Source organism: Dactylosporangium sp. NPDC049525 (assembly GCF_040676755.1).
Taxonomy (GTDB): Bacteria; Actinomycetota; Actinomycetes; order Mycobacteriales; family Micromonosporaceae; genus Dactylosporangium.
In genome coordinates this window covers 83772-99122 of record NZ_JBFAPO010000022.1, presented here as the reverse complement: position 1 = coordinate 99122, position 15351 = coordinate 83772, and the positions used below count along the sequence as shown (strand labels likewise).

At 71.2% G+C, this 15351-nt stretch carries 20 protein-coding genes; 9 read left to right on the top strand and 11 right to left on the bottom strand.

Translation table 11 applies throughout. The features are described 5' to 3' along the window. Window positions 1-29 precede the first annotated feature (29 nt). From AB0K00_RS28735 to nadA, 3 genes are all read right to left on the bottom strand, one after another. Window positions 30-653 (bottom strand): DUF3043 domain-containing protein, encoded by a 624-nt coding sequence (locus AB0K00_RS28735; RefSeq protein WP_363526068.1) that lies wholly within the window; start codon window positions 651-653, stop codon window positions 30-32. 69 nt (window positions 654-722) lie between these two features. Continuing rightward, on the bottom strand, window positions 723-2066 hold the full coding sequence (gene murA / locus AB0K00_RS28730; protein ID WP_363526065.1) for a UDP-N-acetylglucosamine 1-carboxyvinyltransferase: 1344 nt from the start codon (window positions 2064-2066) through the stop codon (window positions 723-725). Between the two features lie 181 nt (window positions 2067-2247). Then, window positions 2248-3411 (bottom strand): quinolinate synthase NadA, encoded by a 1164-nt coding sequence (gene nadA / locus AB0K00_RS28725; RefSeq protein WP_363526062.1) that lies wholly within the window; start codon window positions 3409-3411, stop codon window positions 2248-2250. 65 nt (window positions 3412-3476) lie between these two features. Between nadA and AB0K00_RS28720 the strand changes: the two genes are divergently transcribed. From AB0K00_RS28720 to AB0K00_RS28695, 6 genes are all read left to right on the top strand, one after another. Further along, entirely contained in the window at window positions 3477-4595 is a 1119-nt protein-coding gene (locus AB0K00_RS28720; RefSeq protein ID WP_363526059.1) for a glycerate kinase, read from the top strand. A gap of 145 nt (window positions 4596-4740) precedes the next feature. Beyond that, on the top strand, window positions 4741-5058 hold the full coding sequence (locus tag AB0K00_RS28715; RefSeq protein WP_238019399.1) for an iron-sulfur cluster assembly accessory protein: 318 nt from the start codon (window positions 4741-4743) through the stop codon (window positions 5056-5058). Between the two features lie 246 nt (window positions 5059-5304). After that, window positions 5305-6285, top strand: a complete 981-nt coding sequence (locus AB0K00_RS28710) for a carbohydrate kinase family protein (RefSeq protein ID WP_363526057.1) — start codon at window positions 5305-5307, stop codon at window positions 6283-6285. Between the two features lie 44 nt (window positions 6286-6329). Beyond that, window positions 6330-6728, top strand: a complete 399-nt coding sequence (locus tag AB0K00_RS28705) for a thioredoxin family protein (RefSeq protein ID WP_363526054.1) — start codon at window positions 6330-6332, stop codon at window positions 6726-6728. After that, the gene (locus AB0K00_RS28700; protein WP_363526051.1) at window positions 6725-7132 is read left to right on the top strand and encodes a DUF4395 domain-containing protein; all 408 of its coding nucleotides are present in this window, start codon (window positions 6725-6727) and stop codon (window positions 7130-7132) included. The genes AB0K00_RS28705 and AB0K00_RS28700 overlap by 4 nt, the downstream gene beginning before the upstream one ends. A gap of 31 nt (window positions 7133-7163) precedes the next feature. After that, window positions 7164-7625 carry a hypothetical protein gene (locus tag AB0K00_RS28695; protein ID WP_363526048.1) on the top strand — a complete coding sequence of 154 codons (462 nt, stop codon included), beginning with the start codon at window positions 7164-7166 and terminating at the stop codon, window positions 7623-7625. Window positions 7626-7633: 8 nt separating this feature from the next. On the opposite strand, the gene AB0K00_RS28690 is transcribed toward AB0K00_RS28695, so the two are convergent. Continuing rightward, on the bottom strand, window positions 7634-7852 hold the full coding sequence (locus AB0K00_RS28690; protein ID WP_363526045.1) for a sulfurtransferase TusA family protein: 219 nt from the start codon (window positions 7850-7852) through the stop codon (window positions 7634-7636). Continuing rightward, window positions 7849-8985, bottom strand: coding sequence for an aminotransferase class V-fold PLP-dependent enzyme (locus tag AB0K00_RS28685; protein WP_363526042.1), 1137 nt, complete (start codon window positions 8983-8985; stop codon window positions 7849-7851). The genes AB0K00_RS28690 and AB0K00_RS28685 overlap by 4 nt, the downstream gene beginning before the upstream one ends. 104 nt (window positions 8986-9089) lie before the next feature. Between AB0K00_RS28685 and coxB the strand changes: the two genes are divergently transcribed. Together coxB and AB0K00_RS28675 are read left to right on the top strand one after the other, a co-directional pair. Further along, the gene (coxB, locus tag AB0K00_RS28680) at window positions 9090-9953 is read left to right on the top strand and encodes a cytochrome c oxidase subunit II (protein ID WP_363526039.1); all 864 of its coding nucleotides are present in this window, start codon (window positions 9090-9092) and stop codon (window positions 9951-9953) included. 16 nt (window positions 9954-9969) lie between these two features. Next, window positions 9970-10413, top strand: a complete 444-nt coding sequence (locus AB0K00_RS28675) for a cytochrome c oxidase subunit 4 (protein ID WP_363526036.1) — start codon at window positions 9970-9972, stop codon at window positions 10411-10413. Window positions 10414-10453: 40 nt separating this feature from the next. Here AB0K00_RS28675 and AB0K00_RS28670 read toward each other — a convergent pair whose 3' ends face one another. From AB0K00_RS28670 to AB0K00_RS28645, 6 genes are all read right to left on the bottom strand, one after another. Then, complete coding sequence (locus AB0K00_RS28670) at window positions 10454-10990, bottom strand: phospholipase (protein ID WP_363526033.1); 537 nt, start codon at window positions 10988-10990, stop codon at window positions 10454-10456. A gap of 80 nt (window positions 10991-11070) precedes the next feature. Further along, entirely contained in the window at window positions 11071-11271 is a 201-nt protein-coding gene (locus tag AB0K00_RS28665; RefSeq protein ID WP_363526245.1) for a hypothetical protein, read from the bottom strand. Window positions 11272-11329: 58 nt separating this feature from the next. After that, on the bottom strand, window positions 11330-12154 hold the full coding sequence (locus AB0K00_RS28660; protein ID WP_363526031.1) for a hypothetical protein: 825 nt from the start codon (window positions 12152-12154) through the stop codon (window positions 11330-11332). 102 nt (window positions 12155-12256) lie between these two features. Continuing rightward, the gene (gene trpD, locus AB0K00_RS28655) at window positions 12257-13300 is read right to left on the bottom strand and encodes an anthranilate phosphoribosyltransferase (RefSeq protein ID WP_363526028.1); all 1044 of its coding nucleotides are present in this window, start codon (window positions 13298-13300) and stop codon (window positions 12257-12259) included. 2 nt (window positions 13301-13302) lie between these two features. Continuing rightward, window positions 13303-13695 carry a hypothetical protein gene (locus AB0K00_RS28650; RefSeq protein WP_363526026.1) on the bottom strand — a complete coding sequence of 131 codons (393 nt, stop codon included), beginning with the start codon at window positions 13693-13695 and terminating at the stop codon, window positions 13303-13305. After that, window positions 13692-14660, bottom strand: coding sequence for a cytochrome c oxidase assembly protein (locus AB0K00_RS28645; protein WP_363526024.1), 969 nt, complete (start codon window positions 14658-14660; stop codon window positions 13692-13694). Before AB0K00_RS28645 ends, AB0K00_RS28650 begins: the two co-directional genes overlap by 4 nt. Before the next feature lie 86 nt (window positions 14661-14746). On the opposite strand from AB0K00_RS28645, the gene AB0K00_RS28640 reads away from it, so the two are divergent. Continuing rightward, entirely contained in the window at window positions 14747-15346 is a 600-nt protein-coding gene (locus AB0K00_RS28640; RefSeq protein WP_363526022.1) for a heme-copper oxidase subunit III, read from the top strand. The last annotated feature ends 5 nt before the right edge of the window (window positions 15347-15351 follow it).

The following is a 15351-nucleotide window of genomic DNA, read 5'->3' as shown; positions in this document are numbered from 1 at the left end:
CCGGGCCGGATCCGGCCGCCGGCCGGCTCCTAGATCGAGGCGCCGACCTTCACCTGCGGTTTCGGGTTGCGGATGAAGCGGAACGAGATGGCGCGCATGATCGCGTAGAAGTACAGCCGGCCGAGCTTCTCGGTGCTGGCGGGGAAGCGTTCCTTGACGAGCCGCTTGATGGTCCGCGAGATCAGGAAGCTGTCGATCGCGGTCGCGACCGCCATGACGCCGAAGAGGGCGTTGGCCGCGAAGTAGATGCTCGGGTTCAGGTTGCGGTTGAAGCCCACCAGCATCACCAGGAACGTGGTGCCGAAGAAGAAGGTGCCGATGGTGCGCCGCGAGTCGACGATGTCGCGCACGAGCTTGCGCTCGGGGCCCTTGTCGCGGGGGAGCAGGAAGCGCTCCTCACCGTTGGCCATGCCCTCACGTGCCTCGAGCCGCTCGGCGCGCTGCCGCTCCCGCATCTTCTTGGCGGCCTCGCGGCGGTTTGCGGCGGGCGGCTCGGCGACGCGGCGACCGGCGACGGTCCGCTTCGGCGTGGTCTTGCCCAGGTCGCGCTTGCTCAGGGTCTGGCGCTTCCCGGACGCGACCTCGGACTCCGCGGGCTCGGGGGTGACGGCCACGGCGGGCTCGGCTGACTTGCGGGAGAACAACGACGGCACGCCGTGAAGGGTAGCGGACAGTAGGCGGGCGACCCAACGCTCGGGGCCGCCCGCCGCACAGATGTGTCCTTATCCCAGCTCGACGTGGGCGCCGAGGCCGTTGAGCTTGCCCTCGAAGTCCTCGTAGCCGCGCTGGATGAGCTTGACGCCATAGACGCGGGACGTGCCCTCGGCGGCGAGCGCCGCGATCAGGTGGCTGAACCCGGCCCGCAGGTCGGGGATCACCAGGTCGGCGGCGTGCAGCTTGGACGGGCCGGCGATGACGGCGGAGTGCATGAAGTTGCGCCGGCCGAAGCGGCACGGCGTCCCGCCCAGGCACTCCCGGTACGTCTGGATGGTGGCGCCCATCTGGTTGAGGGCGGCCGTGTAGCCGAGGCGCCGCTCGTACACCGTCTCGTGCACGATCGACAGGCCGCGGGCCTGCGTGAGCGCCACGACCATCGGCTGCTGCCAGTCGGTCATGAAGCCGGGGTGGACGTCGGTCTCCATCGCCACGGCGTTGAGCTCGCCGCCCGGGTGCCAGAAGCGGATGCCGCCGTCGCCGGGGGTGTCGTCGATCTCGAACGCGCCGCCGACGGACGTGAACAGGTTGAGGAACGTCATCATGTCGGCCTGCCGGGCGCCGCGGACGAAGACGTCGCCGCGGGTCGCCAGGGCGGCCGCGCCCCAGCTGGCCGCCTCGATGCGGTCCGGGATGGGACGGTGGCTGTAGCCGACGAGACGGGGCACACCCTGGATCTCGATGACCCGGTCGGTGTGGACCTTGATGATCGCGCCCATCTTCTGCAGCACGCAGATCAGGTCGATGATCTCCGGCTCGACGGCCGCGTTGCGCAGCTCGGTGACGCCCTCGGCGCGCACGGCGGTGAGCAGGATCTGCTCGGTCGCGCCGACGCTCGGGTAGGGCAGCTCGAGCTTCGCGCCGTGCAGCCCGTTGGGCGCGGTGATGTCCATGCCCTTCTCGGACTTCTCCACGACCGCGCCGAACTCGCGCAGCGCCTGGATGTGGAAGTCGATGGGACGCCCGCCGATGTTGCAGCCGCCGAGGTCGGGGATGAACGCGTGGCCGAGGCGGTGCAGCAGCGGCCCGCAGAACAGGATCGGGATGCGGCTGGAGCCGGCGTGCACGTTGATCTCGTCGACGTTGGCCGACTCGACGTCGGAGGTGTCGAAGTGCAGCTCGCCGTCGAGCGGGCCGCGGGTGACCTTCACCCCGTGCAGCTCGAGCAGGCCGGTGACCACTTCGACGTCGCGGATCGCCGGCACGTCGAAGAGCCGGCTCGGGGTCTCACCCAGCACCGCCGCGACCATCGCCTTGGAGACGAGGTTCTTGGCACCGCGCACCCGCAGCTCGCCGTTGAGCGGCGCGCCGCCGTGCACGGTGAGGACGTCACCGGCGTCGTAGTTGGTCACGGAAAGCCCTCCTGCAGGCAGGAATTGAAGAGGAGACGTGCTGACGGAGCGTGAACCCGCGCAGCAGCATAACCACATCTACGGCATGCGAGCGCCGACCGCACGTCCGTCATGGCACGAAGACGTGACTCCGACAGCGATCATCCTCCGGGCACTACGGAGGGTGACGGGATGGTCCGCGTTACGGCAGTGCCAGCATCCGGTCGAGTGCCACCCTGGCGTAATGCGCGGTGTCGGCGTCGACGGTGATCTCGTTCGGCACGCGGCCGGCGACGAGCTCCTCGAGGGCCCACACGAGGTGCGGCAGGTCGATCCGGTTCATCGTCGAGCAGTAGCAGACGTTCTTGTCCAGGAACATGATCTGCTTGTCCGGGTGCGCCAGCGCGAGCCGGCGGACCAGGTTGAGCTCGGTCCCGACCGCCCACGCCGTGCCCGGCGCCGCCGCCTCGACGGTCCTGATGATGTACTCCGTCGAGCCGACGTAGTCCGCGGCGAGGACGACCTCGTGCTTGCACTCCGGGTGGACCAGCACGTTGACGCCCGGCACCCGCTCCCGCACGTCGTTGACGGTGTCGAGGGTGAAGCGGCCGTGCACCGAGCAGTGCCCGCGCCACAGGATCATCTTCGCGTCGCGCAGCTGCTGGTCGGTCAGCCCGCCGCCGGGCTTGTGCGGGTCATACAGCACGCAGTCGGACAGCGACAGGCCCATCTTCAGCACCGCGGTGTTGCGGCCCAGATGCTGGTCGGGCAGGAAGAACACCTTCGAGCCGCGCTCGAACGACCACTTCAGCGCCGTCTCCGCGTTCGACGAGGTGCACACCACGCCGTCGTTGCGGCCGACGAAGCCCTTGATGTCGGCGGTCGAGTTCATGTACGTCACCGGCACCACGTCACCGGCGATGCCCAGCCGGGTGAAGTGCTCCCAGGCCTTCTCGACCTGCACGAGGGCGGCCATGTCGGCCATCGAGCAGCCCGCGGCCAGGTCCGGCAGCACCACCCGCTGCGTGGCGGAGGTCAGGATGTCGGCGCTCTCGGCCATGAAGTGCACGCCGCAGAACACGATGTATTCCGCGTCGGGGCGGGCGGCGGCCTCCCGGGCCAGCTTGAACGAGTCGCCGGTCACGTCGGCGAACTGGATCACCTCGTCGCGCTGGTAGTGGTGGCCGAGCACGAAGACCCGGTCGCCGAGGGCGGCCTTGGCGCGCTTCGCCCGCTCGACGAGGTCGGGGTCGCTGGGTGCGGGCAGGTCACCGGGACACTCGACACCCTTCTCGGTGGCGGGGTCGGTGCCGCGGCCCAGCAGCAGCAGCGCGGTGGCGGTCGACGATGGTTCAGCCCAGGTCACCTTCCGATCGTCGCACGCGTGCGGTAGTGCGGAACTGTGACCTACAAGACGTGCACAATGTCCGGATGCGCGTCCTCGTCTGCCCCGACAAGTTCGCCGGGACGATCTCCGCGGTCGACGCCGCGGAGGCCTTCGCCGAGGGCTGGCGCAAGGCGGCCCCCGGCGACGAGCTGATCGTGCGGCCGCTGTCCGACGGCGGTCCCGGGTTCGCGGGGGTACTGGCCGCGGCGCTGCCGCACGCGCGCGTCCTGACCGTGCCGACGACCGGCCCGCTGGGCCGGCCGGCCGAGGGCCACGTCGTGCTGGACGGCACCACCGCATACGTGGAGAGCGCCGAGGCGTGCGGCCTGCACCTGCTCGCCGAGGCCGAACGTGATCCGAAGCACACCAGCACCTTCGGGCTCGGCCCGCTGCTGCTCGCCGCGGTGGAGGCCGGGGCCACGACGCTGGTCGTCGGGCTCGGCGGCAGCGCCACCAACGACGGCGGCGCCGGCCTTCTGGCGGCCCTCGGCGCCGCCCCGCTGTCGTCGGCCGGCTACGCACTGCCCTACGGCGGCGCGGCCCTGATCGACTGCGTCTCGCTGGGTGGCGTACCGAGGCTGCGGGGAGCGGACCTGGTCGCCGCCACCGACGTGGACAGCCCCCTGCTCGGGCTGCACGGCGCGAGCGCCGTCTACGGCCCGCAGAAGGGCGCGACCAGGGAGGACGTCTTCCTGCTCGACGCCGCGCTGACCCGTTTCGCCGACGTCCTGCAGGCGCTGCCGGCCGCACCCGCGGGCCTGCCGGACCTGCCCGGCGCGGGCGCCGCCGGGGGTCTCGGCGCCGCCCTGCTCGCCCTCGGCGCCCGGGTCGAGTCGGGCATCGGCCTGGTCCGCCGCCTGACCCGCCTCGACGCCGAACTGGAGGAGGTCTCCCTGGTCGTGACCGGTGAGGGCGCCTTCGACGAGCAGTCCCTGCGGGGCAAGGTGGTGGCGGGTGTGGCGAACGCCGCACGTGACCTCGGCGTGCCCTGCGTGGTCGTCGCGGGCCGGGTCGACGCGGGCCGCCGGGAGGCCGCCAGCATCGGCGTCACCGAGGCCCACGCCCTTGTCGAGCACTTCGGCAGCGTCGCCGATGCCCTCGCCCGGCCCGCCGACGGGCTGCGTGAACTCGGCGAACGTCTGGCTCGCCAGTGGAGCCGCTAGCACGAAACCGTGTCAGTATGAGAGGGAATGCCATCGGATGCTGCGGCGTTGGTGCCCGGTGGAACTGTAGACATCACCGCAGGGAGCCTTGATCGTGACCGCTTCGAAGTTTGCCGAGCCTGTTCAGACGGACAACCCGGCCGGCATCGGCCTCACCGCGGATGCCGCTCTCAAGGTGAAGGGCCTGCTCGAGCAGGAAGGGCGGGACGACCTGCGGCTCCGCGTCGCGGTCCAGCCCGGCGGCTGCTCCGGCCTGCGCTACCAGCTGTTCTTCGACGAGCGCTCGCTCGACGGGGACAAAGTCAGCACCTACGACGGCTTCGAGGTCGTCGTCGACCGCATGAGTGTGCCCTACCTCACCGGCGCGACGATCGACTTCGCCGACCGGATCGACGCGCAGGGCTTCACCATCGACAACCCCAACGCCCAGGGCTCCTGCGCCTGCGGCGACTCGTTCCACTAAGCCTCCAGGCAGACCCCGCGAGCCGCTCCCCGGACCCCCGGGGAGCGGCTCGCTGCTTTCCCCACCCATCGTTCCCAGGCCATTCGTCCCCCAGCCATCGTCGGGCTTCGATCACGCGTCCCGCCCTGTGGACAGCTCCGCGGCGCATGTGGCCTGCCGGGAGGGGGTGCGGGCCCGGCTGGACACCGTGGGCGGACACGGCTGGCTATCCTTTGCTGGCCCTGCTGTCTCGAGACCGAGGTTTCCATGAAGATCGTCGTCACCGGTTCGATCGCGACTGACCACCTGATGCACTTCCCGGGCCGTTTCGCTGAGCAGCTCCTGCCCGACCAGCTGCACAAGGTCTCGCTGTCGTTCCTGGTCGACGACCTGACGGTGCGGCGCGGCGGGATCGCCCCCAACATCGCCTACGGCATGGCGCTGCTCGGCCTCGAGCCGATCCTCGTGGGTGCCGTCGGCGCCGACTTCGGCGACTACCGCAGCTGGCTGACCAGGCACGGGGTCGACTGCGACTCGGTCTACGTGAGTGAGATCGCGCACACCGCCCGGTTCGTCTGCACCACCGACGACGACATGTGTCAGATCGCCTCGTTCTACGCGGGCGCCATGTCGGAGGCCCGCAACATCGAGCTGTCCCCGGTCAACACCCGGGTCGGCGGCATCGACCTGATCCTGATCAGCGCCAACGACCCGGTCGCGATGGTCCGGCACACCGAGGAGGCGCGGGCCCTCGGCGTCGCGTTCGCCGCGGACTGCTCGCAGCAGCTGGCCCGGATGTCCGCCGAGGAGATCCGCAAGCTGATCGACGGCGCGGCCTACCTGCTGACCAATGACTACGAGAAGGAGCTGCTCGAGTCGAAGACGGGGCTCACGACCGAGCAGCTGCTGGACAAGGTCGGGGTGCTCGTCACCACGCTGGGCAAGGACGGCGCGCTCATCCGCGGCCGGGAGCTGCCGGGCGAGATCCACGTGCCGGTCGTGAAGGGTGTCGTGGCGAACGACCCGACGGGCGTCGGCGACGGCTTCCGCGCCGGGTTCTTTGCCGCGCTGTCGTGGGGCCTCGGGCTGGAGCGGGCCGCGCAGGTCGGCTCGATGGTGGCCGCGCTGGTCCTGGAGACCGTCGGCCCGCAGGAGTACGAGATCCTGCCCGCCGAGTTCACGAAGCGGATCGCCGAGTCCTACGGCGACGCCGCCGCCGACGAGATCCGCGCCTATCTGCCTGCCTGAACCTTCCCTATCGGGGTTATAGGAATGGGCGTACAGTTGCCGCTGTGACGATCGTGGTCGTGGCGCTGCTCGCCCTCGCCACCGTGGTCGGGCTCGTCTACCGGGCCCGCTACGGCCGCCTCCGCGCGGCCGGGGGTGACCTGCCCGCGGGCCTGCTCACCCCGGCCCGCGACACGGTCACCCTGCTGCACTTCTCCTCCGCGACGTGCGCGCCGTGCCGGCAGGTCCGGGCGGTCTGCGCCGACCTCGCCGGCGGCCTCGACGGTGTCCGGCACGTCGAACTCGACGCCGAGGAACACCTCGACGCGGTCCGTGACCTCGGCATCTGGCGCCTGCCGACGCTGCTGGTCGTCGACCGGCGGGGCAACATCGCCCGGCGCACCGTCGGCGTCCCCGACCGCGCCTCCCTGCACGCCACCGTCACGGAGGTCCTCGCGGCATGAGCCTCGACCCGCGCGGCCCGCGGTTCTCCGCCGGCCTGACCACGATCGTCTTCGTCGTCGTCCTGCTCACCGGCAACGGCTGGCTCGCCCTCGCACAGGCGGCGGTGTTCGCGATCGGCGCCTACGACCCGCGGCTGACGCCGTACGGGCTGCTCTACCGGTACGCGGTCGCGCCGCGGCTCGGCCCGCCGGCGGAACGCGAGGACGGCGCCCCGGTCCGGTTCGCCCAGGCGGTCGGCCTCGCCTTCGCCGTGCTCACGGTCGTCGGCTACCTGTCCGGCACCACCGCGCTCGGCGTCGTCGGGGCGTCGTTCGCCCTGGTGGCGGCGTTCCTCAACGCGGTGTTCGGCCTGTGCCTCGGCTGTGAGGCGTACCTGCTGATCAAGCGCCTCCGCACGGCCTGACAGCCGCACCCGGATCGACCATGATGCTCGGGTGAGAGTCTCGTGGTCGACGGCCCGTGCGCAAAACCTGCCGCTGCCCGCCCGTTCGGTCGTCGACGGCGCGCCCGCCGTGCCGGTCACCCTCGTCGCCGAGTCCGTGGTCCCGCTGGCGACCAGGCGCGTCCGGCTGCCCCTCGCGGCGGCCGACGGCCCGGCGTTCCTGCGGCACGAGCGACGGATCCTGCAGATGCGCTGGGCGTTCGCCGGGGTACTGGTGGTGTTCGCCGCGGCGGTCCTGGCGGTGTCGACCCTGCCGGGGGTCGGGCTGCTGCCGCTGCTGGTGTTCGGCGTCGTGGGGCTGGCGTTCAACCTGGTCTGGCTGACGGTGCGGGGTGGCAGGCCGGCCCAGTACCCCGTCGTCGCGCTGGGCCGGGTCACGCTGCGGCGGGTCGACCCGGCGGCGGCGTGGGAATGGCAGACCGTCGCCGGCGACCTGGTCCGGGTCGACCACTAGCAGTTCGACTACTGGCGCAGTTCGACGGTGTGGCGGTGGCCGTCGGTGGAGATGAAGGTGTGGCCGCGCATCCGGCACCAGGCGGGGATGTCGACCGCGGCGGCCGGGTCGTCGGCGAGGACCTCGATCCGGGTGCCTGGTGGCTGGCCGGCGGCGAGCTTCGCCAGCATGATGACCGGCAGCGGGCAGCGCCGGCCGAGGGCCGCCACGACCAGGGGCTCGCTCACATGCCCACCTCCGCCCGCACCCCGGCGACCAGGCCCGGCAGCACCGCGAGGAACCGGCGCACGTCGTCCGTGGAGACTCCACTGTGGAGCGACACCCGGACGTTGCCGTGGGTGAGCACACCCATCGCGGCCAGGACGTGTGACGGCTGGAGGGTGTCGGCGGTGCAGGCCGAGCCCGAGGACACCGCGAAGCCGGCCCGGTCCAGGGCGTGCAGGAGGACCTCGCCGTCGACGTACAGGCACGAGAACGTCACGATGTGCGGCAGTCGCTCGTCGGGCTCGCCGACCACCTCGACGTCGGGCACGGTCGCCGCGACCGTGGTGCGGATCTCATCGACCAGCGCGCTCAGGCGGACCGCCTCCGCCGCGGCCTCGGCGTGCACGGCGCGCAGCGCCGCCGCCGCGGCGACCACCGCGGGCACGTCCACCGGCGACTCCCAGGGCTGCTCCCACCGGGTGCCCTTGCGCACGGCGAGGACGCCGACACCGGCCGGGCCGCCCCACTTGCGGGCGCTGCCGGCCAGCAGTGACCACCCCGTGGGCAGCGCGGTCCGGCCGATCGACTGGGCGGCGTCGACCAGCAGCGGTACCCCGGCCTCCTGGCACAACAGCGCGGCCGCCTCGACCGGTTGGACCGTCCCCACCTCATGATTCGCGCTCTGGACCGCGGCGAGGGCCACTTCCGGCGAATCCAGCGCCGCTGCCAGGGCGCCGAGGTCGACCCGCCCGGTCAGCGACACCGGCACCGGCGTGGCGAAGTCGCCGGCGGCCTTGATGACCGCGGAGTGCTCGACCGCGCTGTGCACGACCACGCGACGGTCGCGGGCCCGCCGGACACCGGTCACCGCGCGCCGCACGGCGTCGGTGCCACCGGCGGTGAAGTGCAGCTCGTCAGGGCGCACGCCGAGGACGTCGGCGACCGCGGCCCGGGCCGCGTCCAGCAGCTGCCGGGACCGCCGGGCCGGGGTGTAGAGCTTGCCCGGGTCGGCCCAGCCGTCGTCCAGTGCGGCCAGAAACGCTTGCCGCGCAACGGGATGCGGCGGCATCGCGGTGGCGGCGTCGAAGTAGACACCCACCCGCGCAACGCTATCGCGGCCCGGACACGACCACCCCAAGCCGGGCGGACCGCGCATGGTCGAGTACGCTCGCCAGCGTTGGTGAGGCTTGCCGTGCGACCGTCCAGGAGGCGGGCCGCGCGGCGCTGCTAAGGAGGCAGGAGCAGGTGGTCTCAAGAGGTTTGAGCCCCGCGCGCGCCGTCGGGCTCGCCGTCTCGGCCGTCGCGGTGACGACCCTGCTCGCCGGGTGTTCCGTCGACGACGCGTTCGCCGGGTTCGGCTGGCCGAAGGGCATCACCCAGCAGGGCGACCGCATGTATGACCTGTGGATCGGGTCCGTGGTCGCGGCGCTGGTCGTCGGTGTCTTCGTGTGGGGCCTGATCTTCTGGTGCGTCGTGCGGTATCGCAAGCGCGGCGACGAGCTGCCGCCCCAGACGCGGTACAACATGCCGTTCGAGATCCTGTACACGGTCGCGCCGTTCGTGATCATCGCGGTGCTGTTCTTCTACACCGCGGTCATCCAGACCGACGTCGACCGGCTCTCGAAGAACCCCGACGTCAACGTCGAGGTCATCGCCTCGAAGTGGAACTGGCAGTTCGTCTACAGCGACACCAAGGGCCCGGACGGCAAGCCGATCACGACCGTCGGCGCCGACGACTACATCCCGGTCCTGGTGCTGCCGGCCGGCAAGTCGGTGCAGTTCCTGGAGACCTCGCGGGACGTCATCCACTCGTTCTGGGTGCCGGACATCCTCTTCAAGCGCGACGTCATCCCCGGCGTGGAGAACAGGTTCGAGATCAAGCTCAAGGACAACGCCGCCGGCGCCTACGTCGGCCGTTGCGCGGAGCTGTGCGGCACCTACCACTCGATGATGAACTTCGAGCTGCGGGTCGTCTCCGCCCAGCAGTACCAGCAGTATCTGGAGCTGCGCGGCGCCGGCAAGAGCACCCCGGAGGCGCTCGCCCAGCTGGGCTTCCCCAACGGGGGCTACGCGACGAAGACGCAGCCGTTCGACACCGACCGCACCAAGCGGTCCTCGAGCTGAGAAGGGGCGCACGGCGATGAAGTCAGAAGGACGCTTGTTCTTCGTGCTCGCGTTGTTCGTGTTCGCCATGGCCGGGTTGTACGGCTGGTGGACCAACGTCGCCCCGCACGAGCAGACCGGGCACCGTGGCGTCGAGTGGATCGGCGTGGTCGCGCTGATCCTGTCGGGTCTGCTGCTGACCATGATCGGCAGCGCGCTGTGGCTGATCTCGCGTCGCATCGAGCCGCGTCCCGAGGACCGGCCCGACGCGGAGATCTACGAGGGCGCCGGCGACCTGGGCTTCTTCAGCCCGGGCAGCTACTGGCCGATGGGCATTGCCCTCTCGGCGGCGATCGCGTGCCTGGGTCTGGCGTTCGACCAGTGGTGGCTCGTCGCGGTCGGCCTGATCGCGGTCCTCGTCGGGACCTGCGGCCTCATGTTCGAGTACTACACCGGCACCCGTCGCGGCGCCGAGCACTGAAGTCGTTGACAAAAGGGGGCCTCCGAGGAGGCCCCCTTTTTCATGCCTTCGTCTTCGCGGCGGCGAGCTCGCCGCGTTCCTTGAGGTCCGCGGCGCGCTGCAGGTCGGCGTCGGCGACGACGACGTTGCCGAACGCGACCACGGCCTGGTAGTAGGTCCAGGCGAGGCTGGTGCAGGCCGGCCGGACGAAGGCGTTGTAGGTGGCGCACTTCGCCTTCAGGTCGCGGTAGAACGAGTCGTCGATGCGGGACTTGTTGGCCGGGAACTGCCCGACCGCCTTGTAGTTGCGGTAGCCGAAGTCGTGCCGCTGGCACGACAGCCGGAAGTCGAAGCCGAGCGGCTGGTCCGGGCTGGTGGAGCAGTAGTCGGTGGACCAGTCGAAGCCGTAGGACGCCCAGTCGGACTGGTGCTGGCGGGCGGCGTTCCAGGCGTCGTAACTGGCGGCGGTCGGCTGTGACCAGGTCGACATGACGGCCAGCTTCTCGTTGATGCCGGCCGCGGCTGCGGGGGATGCGGTGCTGACGATGCTCGCCAACGCGAGGGCGAGCGCGAGGACGGCGGTGCGCCGGAGCTTCATGCGTAAGATTGTTCAGTCTCGATGTGTACCGGCGGGTGGCGGTTGCGCCAAGCGGTACCTACGGAGAGGTGAACGGCCGTTCAGGCCGCGTGTCGCCGGTCGGCGCGCCGCCGCACGAACACCCGGGAGCGGCGGTCCATCAGCAGGATGACCGGCGCCACCACGATCGCCGCGCCGCACGCCGTGCAGGCCCGGTCGGGGCAGGTCTCGCGGGGATGGTCGGTGCAGGCCGGCCGCTCGAAGATCCGCTGCCGGGCGCAGGTGTCGCAGTGCAGCTCCATGCCGGTCACGGTGCCACCGCCCGCCGCACCGGCCCGGGACGGCGGGCGGCGTGTCGCATCACTTTTCGGTACCACTCGGCGCGGGCCTCGGGCTCGGGGTCTTCGCCGGCGCCCTGGCCGGGGCCGGCGACGCCGCCGGCTTGGTCGGCGTCGGCGTCGCCGCCGGCTTGGCGGCCGGCGGCAGGAACGCCTCGTCGCTGACGCTCGGCGTCGTGTACTGCAGGGTGAGCTGGGTGTACTTCCCGGCGTCGGTGGTGCCGTCGAAGTACGCCAGCAGCCCCCCGGGGTTGACGCAGGCCGTCTCGGTGCGCACCCCGCGCGCGGTCACCGACACGCACTGCGCGTCGCCGCGCTTCGAGGTGCCGGTCCGCACGTCCTCGCCCTGCGCGATGGTCGCGAGCCGGCCCATCGCCGCCTCGGGTGCCATGAACTCACCCCCGAACGCGTCGCTGATCGCCTTGGCCTGCGAGGGCGACATCGTGTCCACCCCGGGCCCCTCGTCGCACTGCACGACCGGCTGGGGGCTCTTCTTCGCCTTCGGCGCGGGGGAGGGGGTCACGGCCCGGCACAGGTACGTGCCGTCCGGCGTCGAGATGTACGTGACCCCGGCGCCCCGGTACGCGCGCCGCGGCATCGACTGCGACACGATCACGGTCGCCCCGCCGGCGGTCGTGTACTGGATCGTCGCGTCCGTCTGCAGGCCGAGCACCAGCCGCGAGGCGAGGCTGTCGACGAGTTCGAGGGCCGGGTTCGCGGCCTCCGCCTGCTCCTTGACCGGCGCGCCGCACGACTTCGCCATCATGCCGGCGAAGCCGAGGGTGAGTGCGCCGGCAACGACCGCCGACAGCAACGCCTTCTTCTGGGAGTTCGGAGTGTTGGCCACGGTGTGTCAACGGTTGTGACCGCTTCGCGGTCACGGCCGCGCCGTCCGGGCGCTGTGCCGGCCGCCGGCTACCCGCGCTCCGAAGGGGCGGGTGGGCCGGGGTCAGGGCTTGAAGGCGGACCAGCGGGCGACGAGGTCGGTGGCGGCACCCGAGTCGACGGCGGCGGCGGCGCGGGCGATGCCGGCGCGGAGTTGGGCCGGAAGGTCCGTGCTGGACAGGCCGGCGCGGGCGGCGATCGCGGCGGCGGCGTTGAGCAGCACCGCGTCGCGGACCGGGCCGGTCTCGCCGGCGAACATGCGCCGGGCCACCTCGACGTTGTGGGCCGGGTCACCGCCGCGCAGGTCGCCGGGGGCGGAGCGGGGCAGGCCCAGGTCGACCGAGTCGAGGACCGTCTCCGTGACGGTGCCGCCGGTGACCACCCACACCTTGGTCGGGGCGCCGGTGGTGAACTCGTCCAGGCCGTCCTCGCCGCGCACCACCAGCACCGAGAAGCCGCGGCCGGCCAGCACCGATGCCATCACCGCTGCCATCCGCGTGTCGAAGCAGCCGACGGTGGCGGCGGTGGGCTGGGCCGGGTTGGTGAGCGGGCCGAGGAAGTTGAAGACCGTCGGCACGCCCATCTCACGGCGGGTGGCGGAGGCGTGACGCATGCCCGGGTGGAAGCGGGCGGCGAAGCAGAAGCCGATGCCGACCTCCTCGACGCAGCGGGCGACCTCGTCGGGGCCCAGGTCGATGGTGACGCCGAGGGCCTCGAGCAGGTCGGCGGCGCCGGTGGAGGAGGACGCGGCGCGGTTGCCGTGCTTGACCACCGGCACGCCCGCGGCGGCCGTCACGATGGCGGCCATGGTGGAGATGTTGACGGTGTTGGCGCGGTCGCCACCGGTGCCGACGATGTCGACGGCGGCGTCGCGCTGGGCGTCGGTGAGCGGCACCTTCGGCGCGACGGACAGCATCATCTCCGCGACGCCGGCGACCTCGGCGGAGGTCTCGCCCTTGGCGCGCAGCGCGACCACGAACCCGGCGATCTGGCTGGGGGTGGCCGAGCCGGCCATCACCTCGCCCATCGCCCAGCCGGCGTCGTCGGTGGACAGGTCCTCGCCACGGAGCAGGGCGTTGAGCAGCTGGGGCCAGGTCCGCTCACCCATGGTCAGCCCTGGACGGGGAGCGAGCGCAGGAGGTCCGACACCGTCTTGCCGGTGATGACCGGGTCCAGGGGATACATGATCGTGCCTTCGACCCGCGCGTAGGACGCCAGCCAGCGGTCGGCGGCCCGGGCGATGGCGAGGACCACCGGCGGCGGGTCGGTGATCTCGTCCTTGAGCTGGCGGGCGATGCCGAGACCGCCGCCGGGCGTCGCCTCGCCGTCGAGGACCAGCAGGTCGACGTCGGTGTCGTCGACCAGGCCGACGACCTCGGCGTAGGTGGAGGCGTCGACGAACTTCACCGACAGGTCGGCCGCGGGACGGCTGCCGATGGCCATCCGCATGCGGTCGCGGACCTCGGGATCGTCGCTGTACAGCAGGACCGTGTGCTGTGTCATGTGCGCGCTGCTCCTCGTGTGGCGGGTGCCTCGGGGATCGTACCGTCATCCGTGATGGCGATGCCGGTGCGGGCGGACCACTCCTGCTCCTCGCGCCGCTGCCGCTCCTCGCGGTCCAGCCGCCGGTCGACCCGGGTGGCCTCCCGGTCGGACTGGCGCATCCACTGCACGACGAGCACCGCGAGCATCGTCACCGAGACGATCTCCCCGCCCGCCCACAGGATGCCGCCGGCCACGACCTGGTCGTGCGCCGGGTCGGCCCAGGACAGCCCCAGCGACGGATACCAGTCGCCGCCCAGCAGCTCCTTGCTCTGCATGATGGTCAGCCCCAGCACCGTGTGGAACGGCGTGGACAGGAACATCAGCAGCGCCCGGGCCGGATACGGCCAGCGCCCCGGCAGCGGGTCCAGCCCGATCAGCGGCCAGAAGAACAGGCAGCCGACGGCGATGAAGTGCGCGTGGGTCAGCTCGTGCACCCACTCGTGCCGCATCGTCAGCTCGTACAGGCCGGTGAAGTACAGCGCGAACGGCGTGACGACGAAGAGGCCGAACGCGACCAGCGGGAACGCCAGGATGCGCGCGACCCGTGAATGGACCACGGCCAGCAACGCCTTGCGCCCCCGCGGCGGCAGCGTGCGCAGGGCGAGGGTCACCGGCGCGCCGAGGGCGAGGAAGATCGGCGCGATCATCGACAGCATCATGTGCTGGATCATGTGGATGCTCAGCAGCGTCGTGTCGTACTCCTCGACGCCGCTCATCGTGACCGCGGCGATCGAGCCGAGGCCCGGCCCGAGGAAGAGCACGACCCGGGCCACGGGCCATCGGTCGCCGCGCCGGCGCAGGCTCAGCACGCCCGCGAGGTACAGCCCGGCGGCGACCACCAGCAGCAGGGTCAGCCATGACACGTGGAACGAACCGAGGATGCCCGCCGCGGACGGAGGCCCTGGTTCGGCAGCTCGTAACACGTGCCCAGCCTATGCCGACGCGCGAAACGTCCGTGTCTGGTGGACCCCGTGAAAAGCCGATGATGATCGGGGGCGATAATGACCGCGTGACTGCGGCCCCAGCGATTGCCAAGAGCCAGATCCACTCACTGACCAGGCCCAACATGGTCAGTGTCGGGACGATCGTGTGGCTCTCCAGCGAACTGATGTTCTTCGCGGCACTGTTCGCGATGTATTTCTCGATCCGTGCGGCGGCTCCGGAGCTGTGGCACGAGCACACCGAGGTCCTCAACGTCTGGTATGCGTTGACCTTCACCACGATCCTGGTGCTGTCGTCCATCACCTGCCAGATCGGCGTGTTCCGCGCCGAGCGCGGTGACGTGCACGGCCTGCGCCGGTGGTTCGCGCTGACGTTCGTGATGGGCCTGATCTTCGTGCTGGGCCAGGCCAACGAGTATGTCAACCTCGTCGGCGAGGGTGTGAAGATCAACGGCGACGGTTACGGCTCGATGTTCTACCTGACGACCGGCTTCCACGGCCTGCACGTCACGGGCGGGCTCATCGCCTTCATCATCTATCTGATCCGCACCACCATGGGCCGGTTCACCCCCGCCCAGGCGACCGCGGCGATCGTCGTGTCCTACTACTGGCACTTCGTCGACGTGGTGTGGATCGCACTGTTCGCAATGATCTACTTCCTGCAGTAGGAGTT

Coding starts and splice junctions, on each gene's coding strand:
- AB0K00_RS28720 (WP_363526059.1), top strand. CDS start 3,477: ATGCGCGTCCTCGTCTGCCCCGACAAGTTCGCCGGGACGATCTCCGCG.
- AB0K00_RS28710 (WP_363526057.1), top strand. CDS start 5,305: ATGAAGATCGTCGTCACCGGTTCGATCGCGACTGACCACCTGATGCAC.
- AB0K00_RS28700 (WP_363526051.1), top strand. CDS start 6,725: ATGAGCCTCGACCCGCGCGGCCCGCGGTTCTCCGCCGGCCTGACCACG.
- AB0K00_RS28685 (WP_363526042.1), bottom strand. CDS start 8,985: ATGCGCGGTCCGCCCGGCTTGGGGTGGTCGTGTCCGGGCCGCGATAGC.
- AB0K00_RS28675 (WP_363526036.1), top strand. CDS start 9,970: ATGAAGTCAGAAGGACGCTTGTTCTTCGTGCTCGCGTTGTTCGTGTTC.
- AB0K00_RS28670 (WP_363526033.1), bottom strand. CDS start 10,990: ATGAAGCTCCGGCGCACCGCCGTCCTCGCGCTCGCCCTCGCGTTGGCG.
- AB0K00_RS28665 (WP_363526245.1), bottom strand. CDS start 11,271: ATGGAGCTGCACTGCGACACCTGCGCCCGGCAGCGGATCTTCGAGCGG.
- trpD (WP_363526028.1), bottom strand. CDS start 13,300: ATGGGTGAGCGGACCTGGCCCCAGCTGCTCAACGCCCTGCTCCGTGGC.
- AB0K00_RS28650 (WP_363526026.1), bottom strand. CDS start 13,695: ATGACACAGCACACGGTCCTGCTGTACAGCGACGATCCCGAGGTCCGC.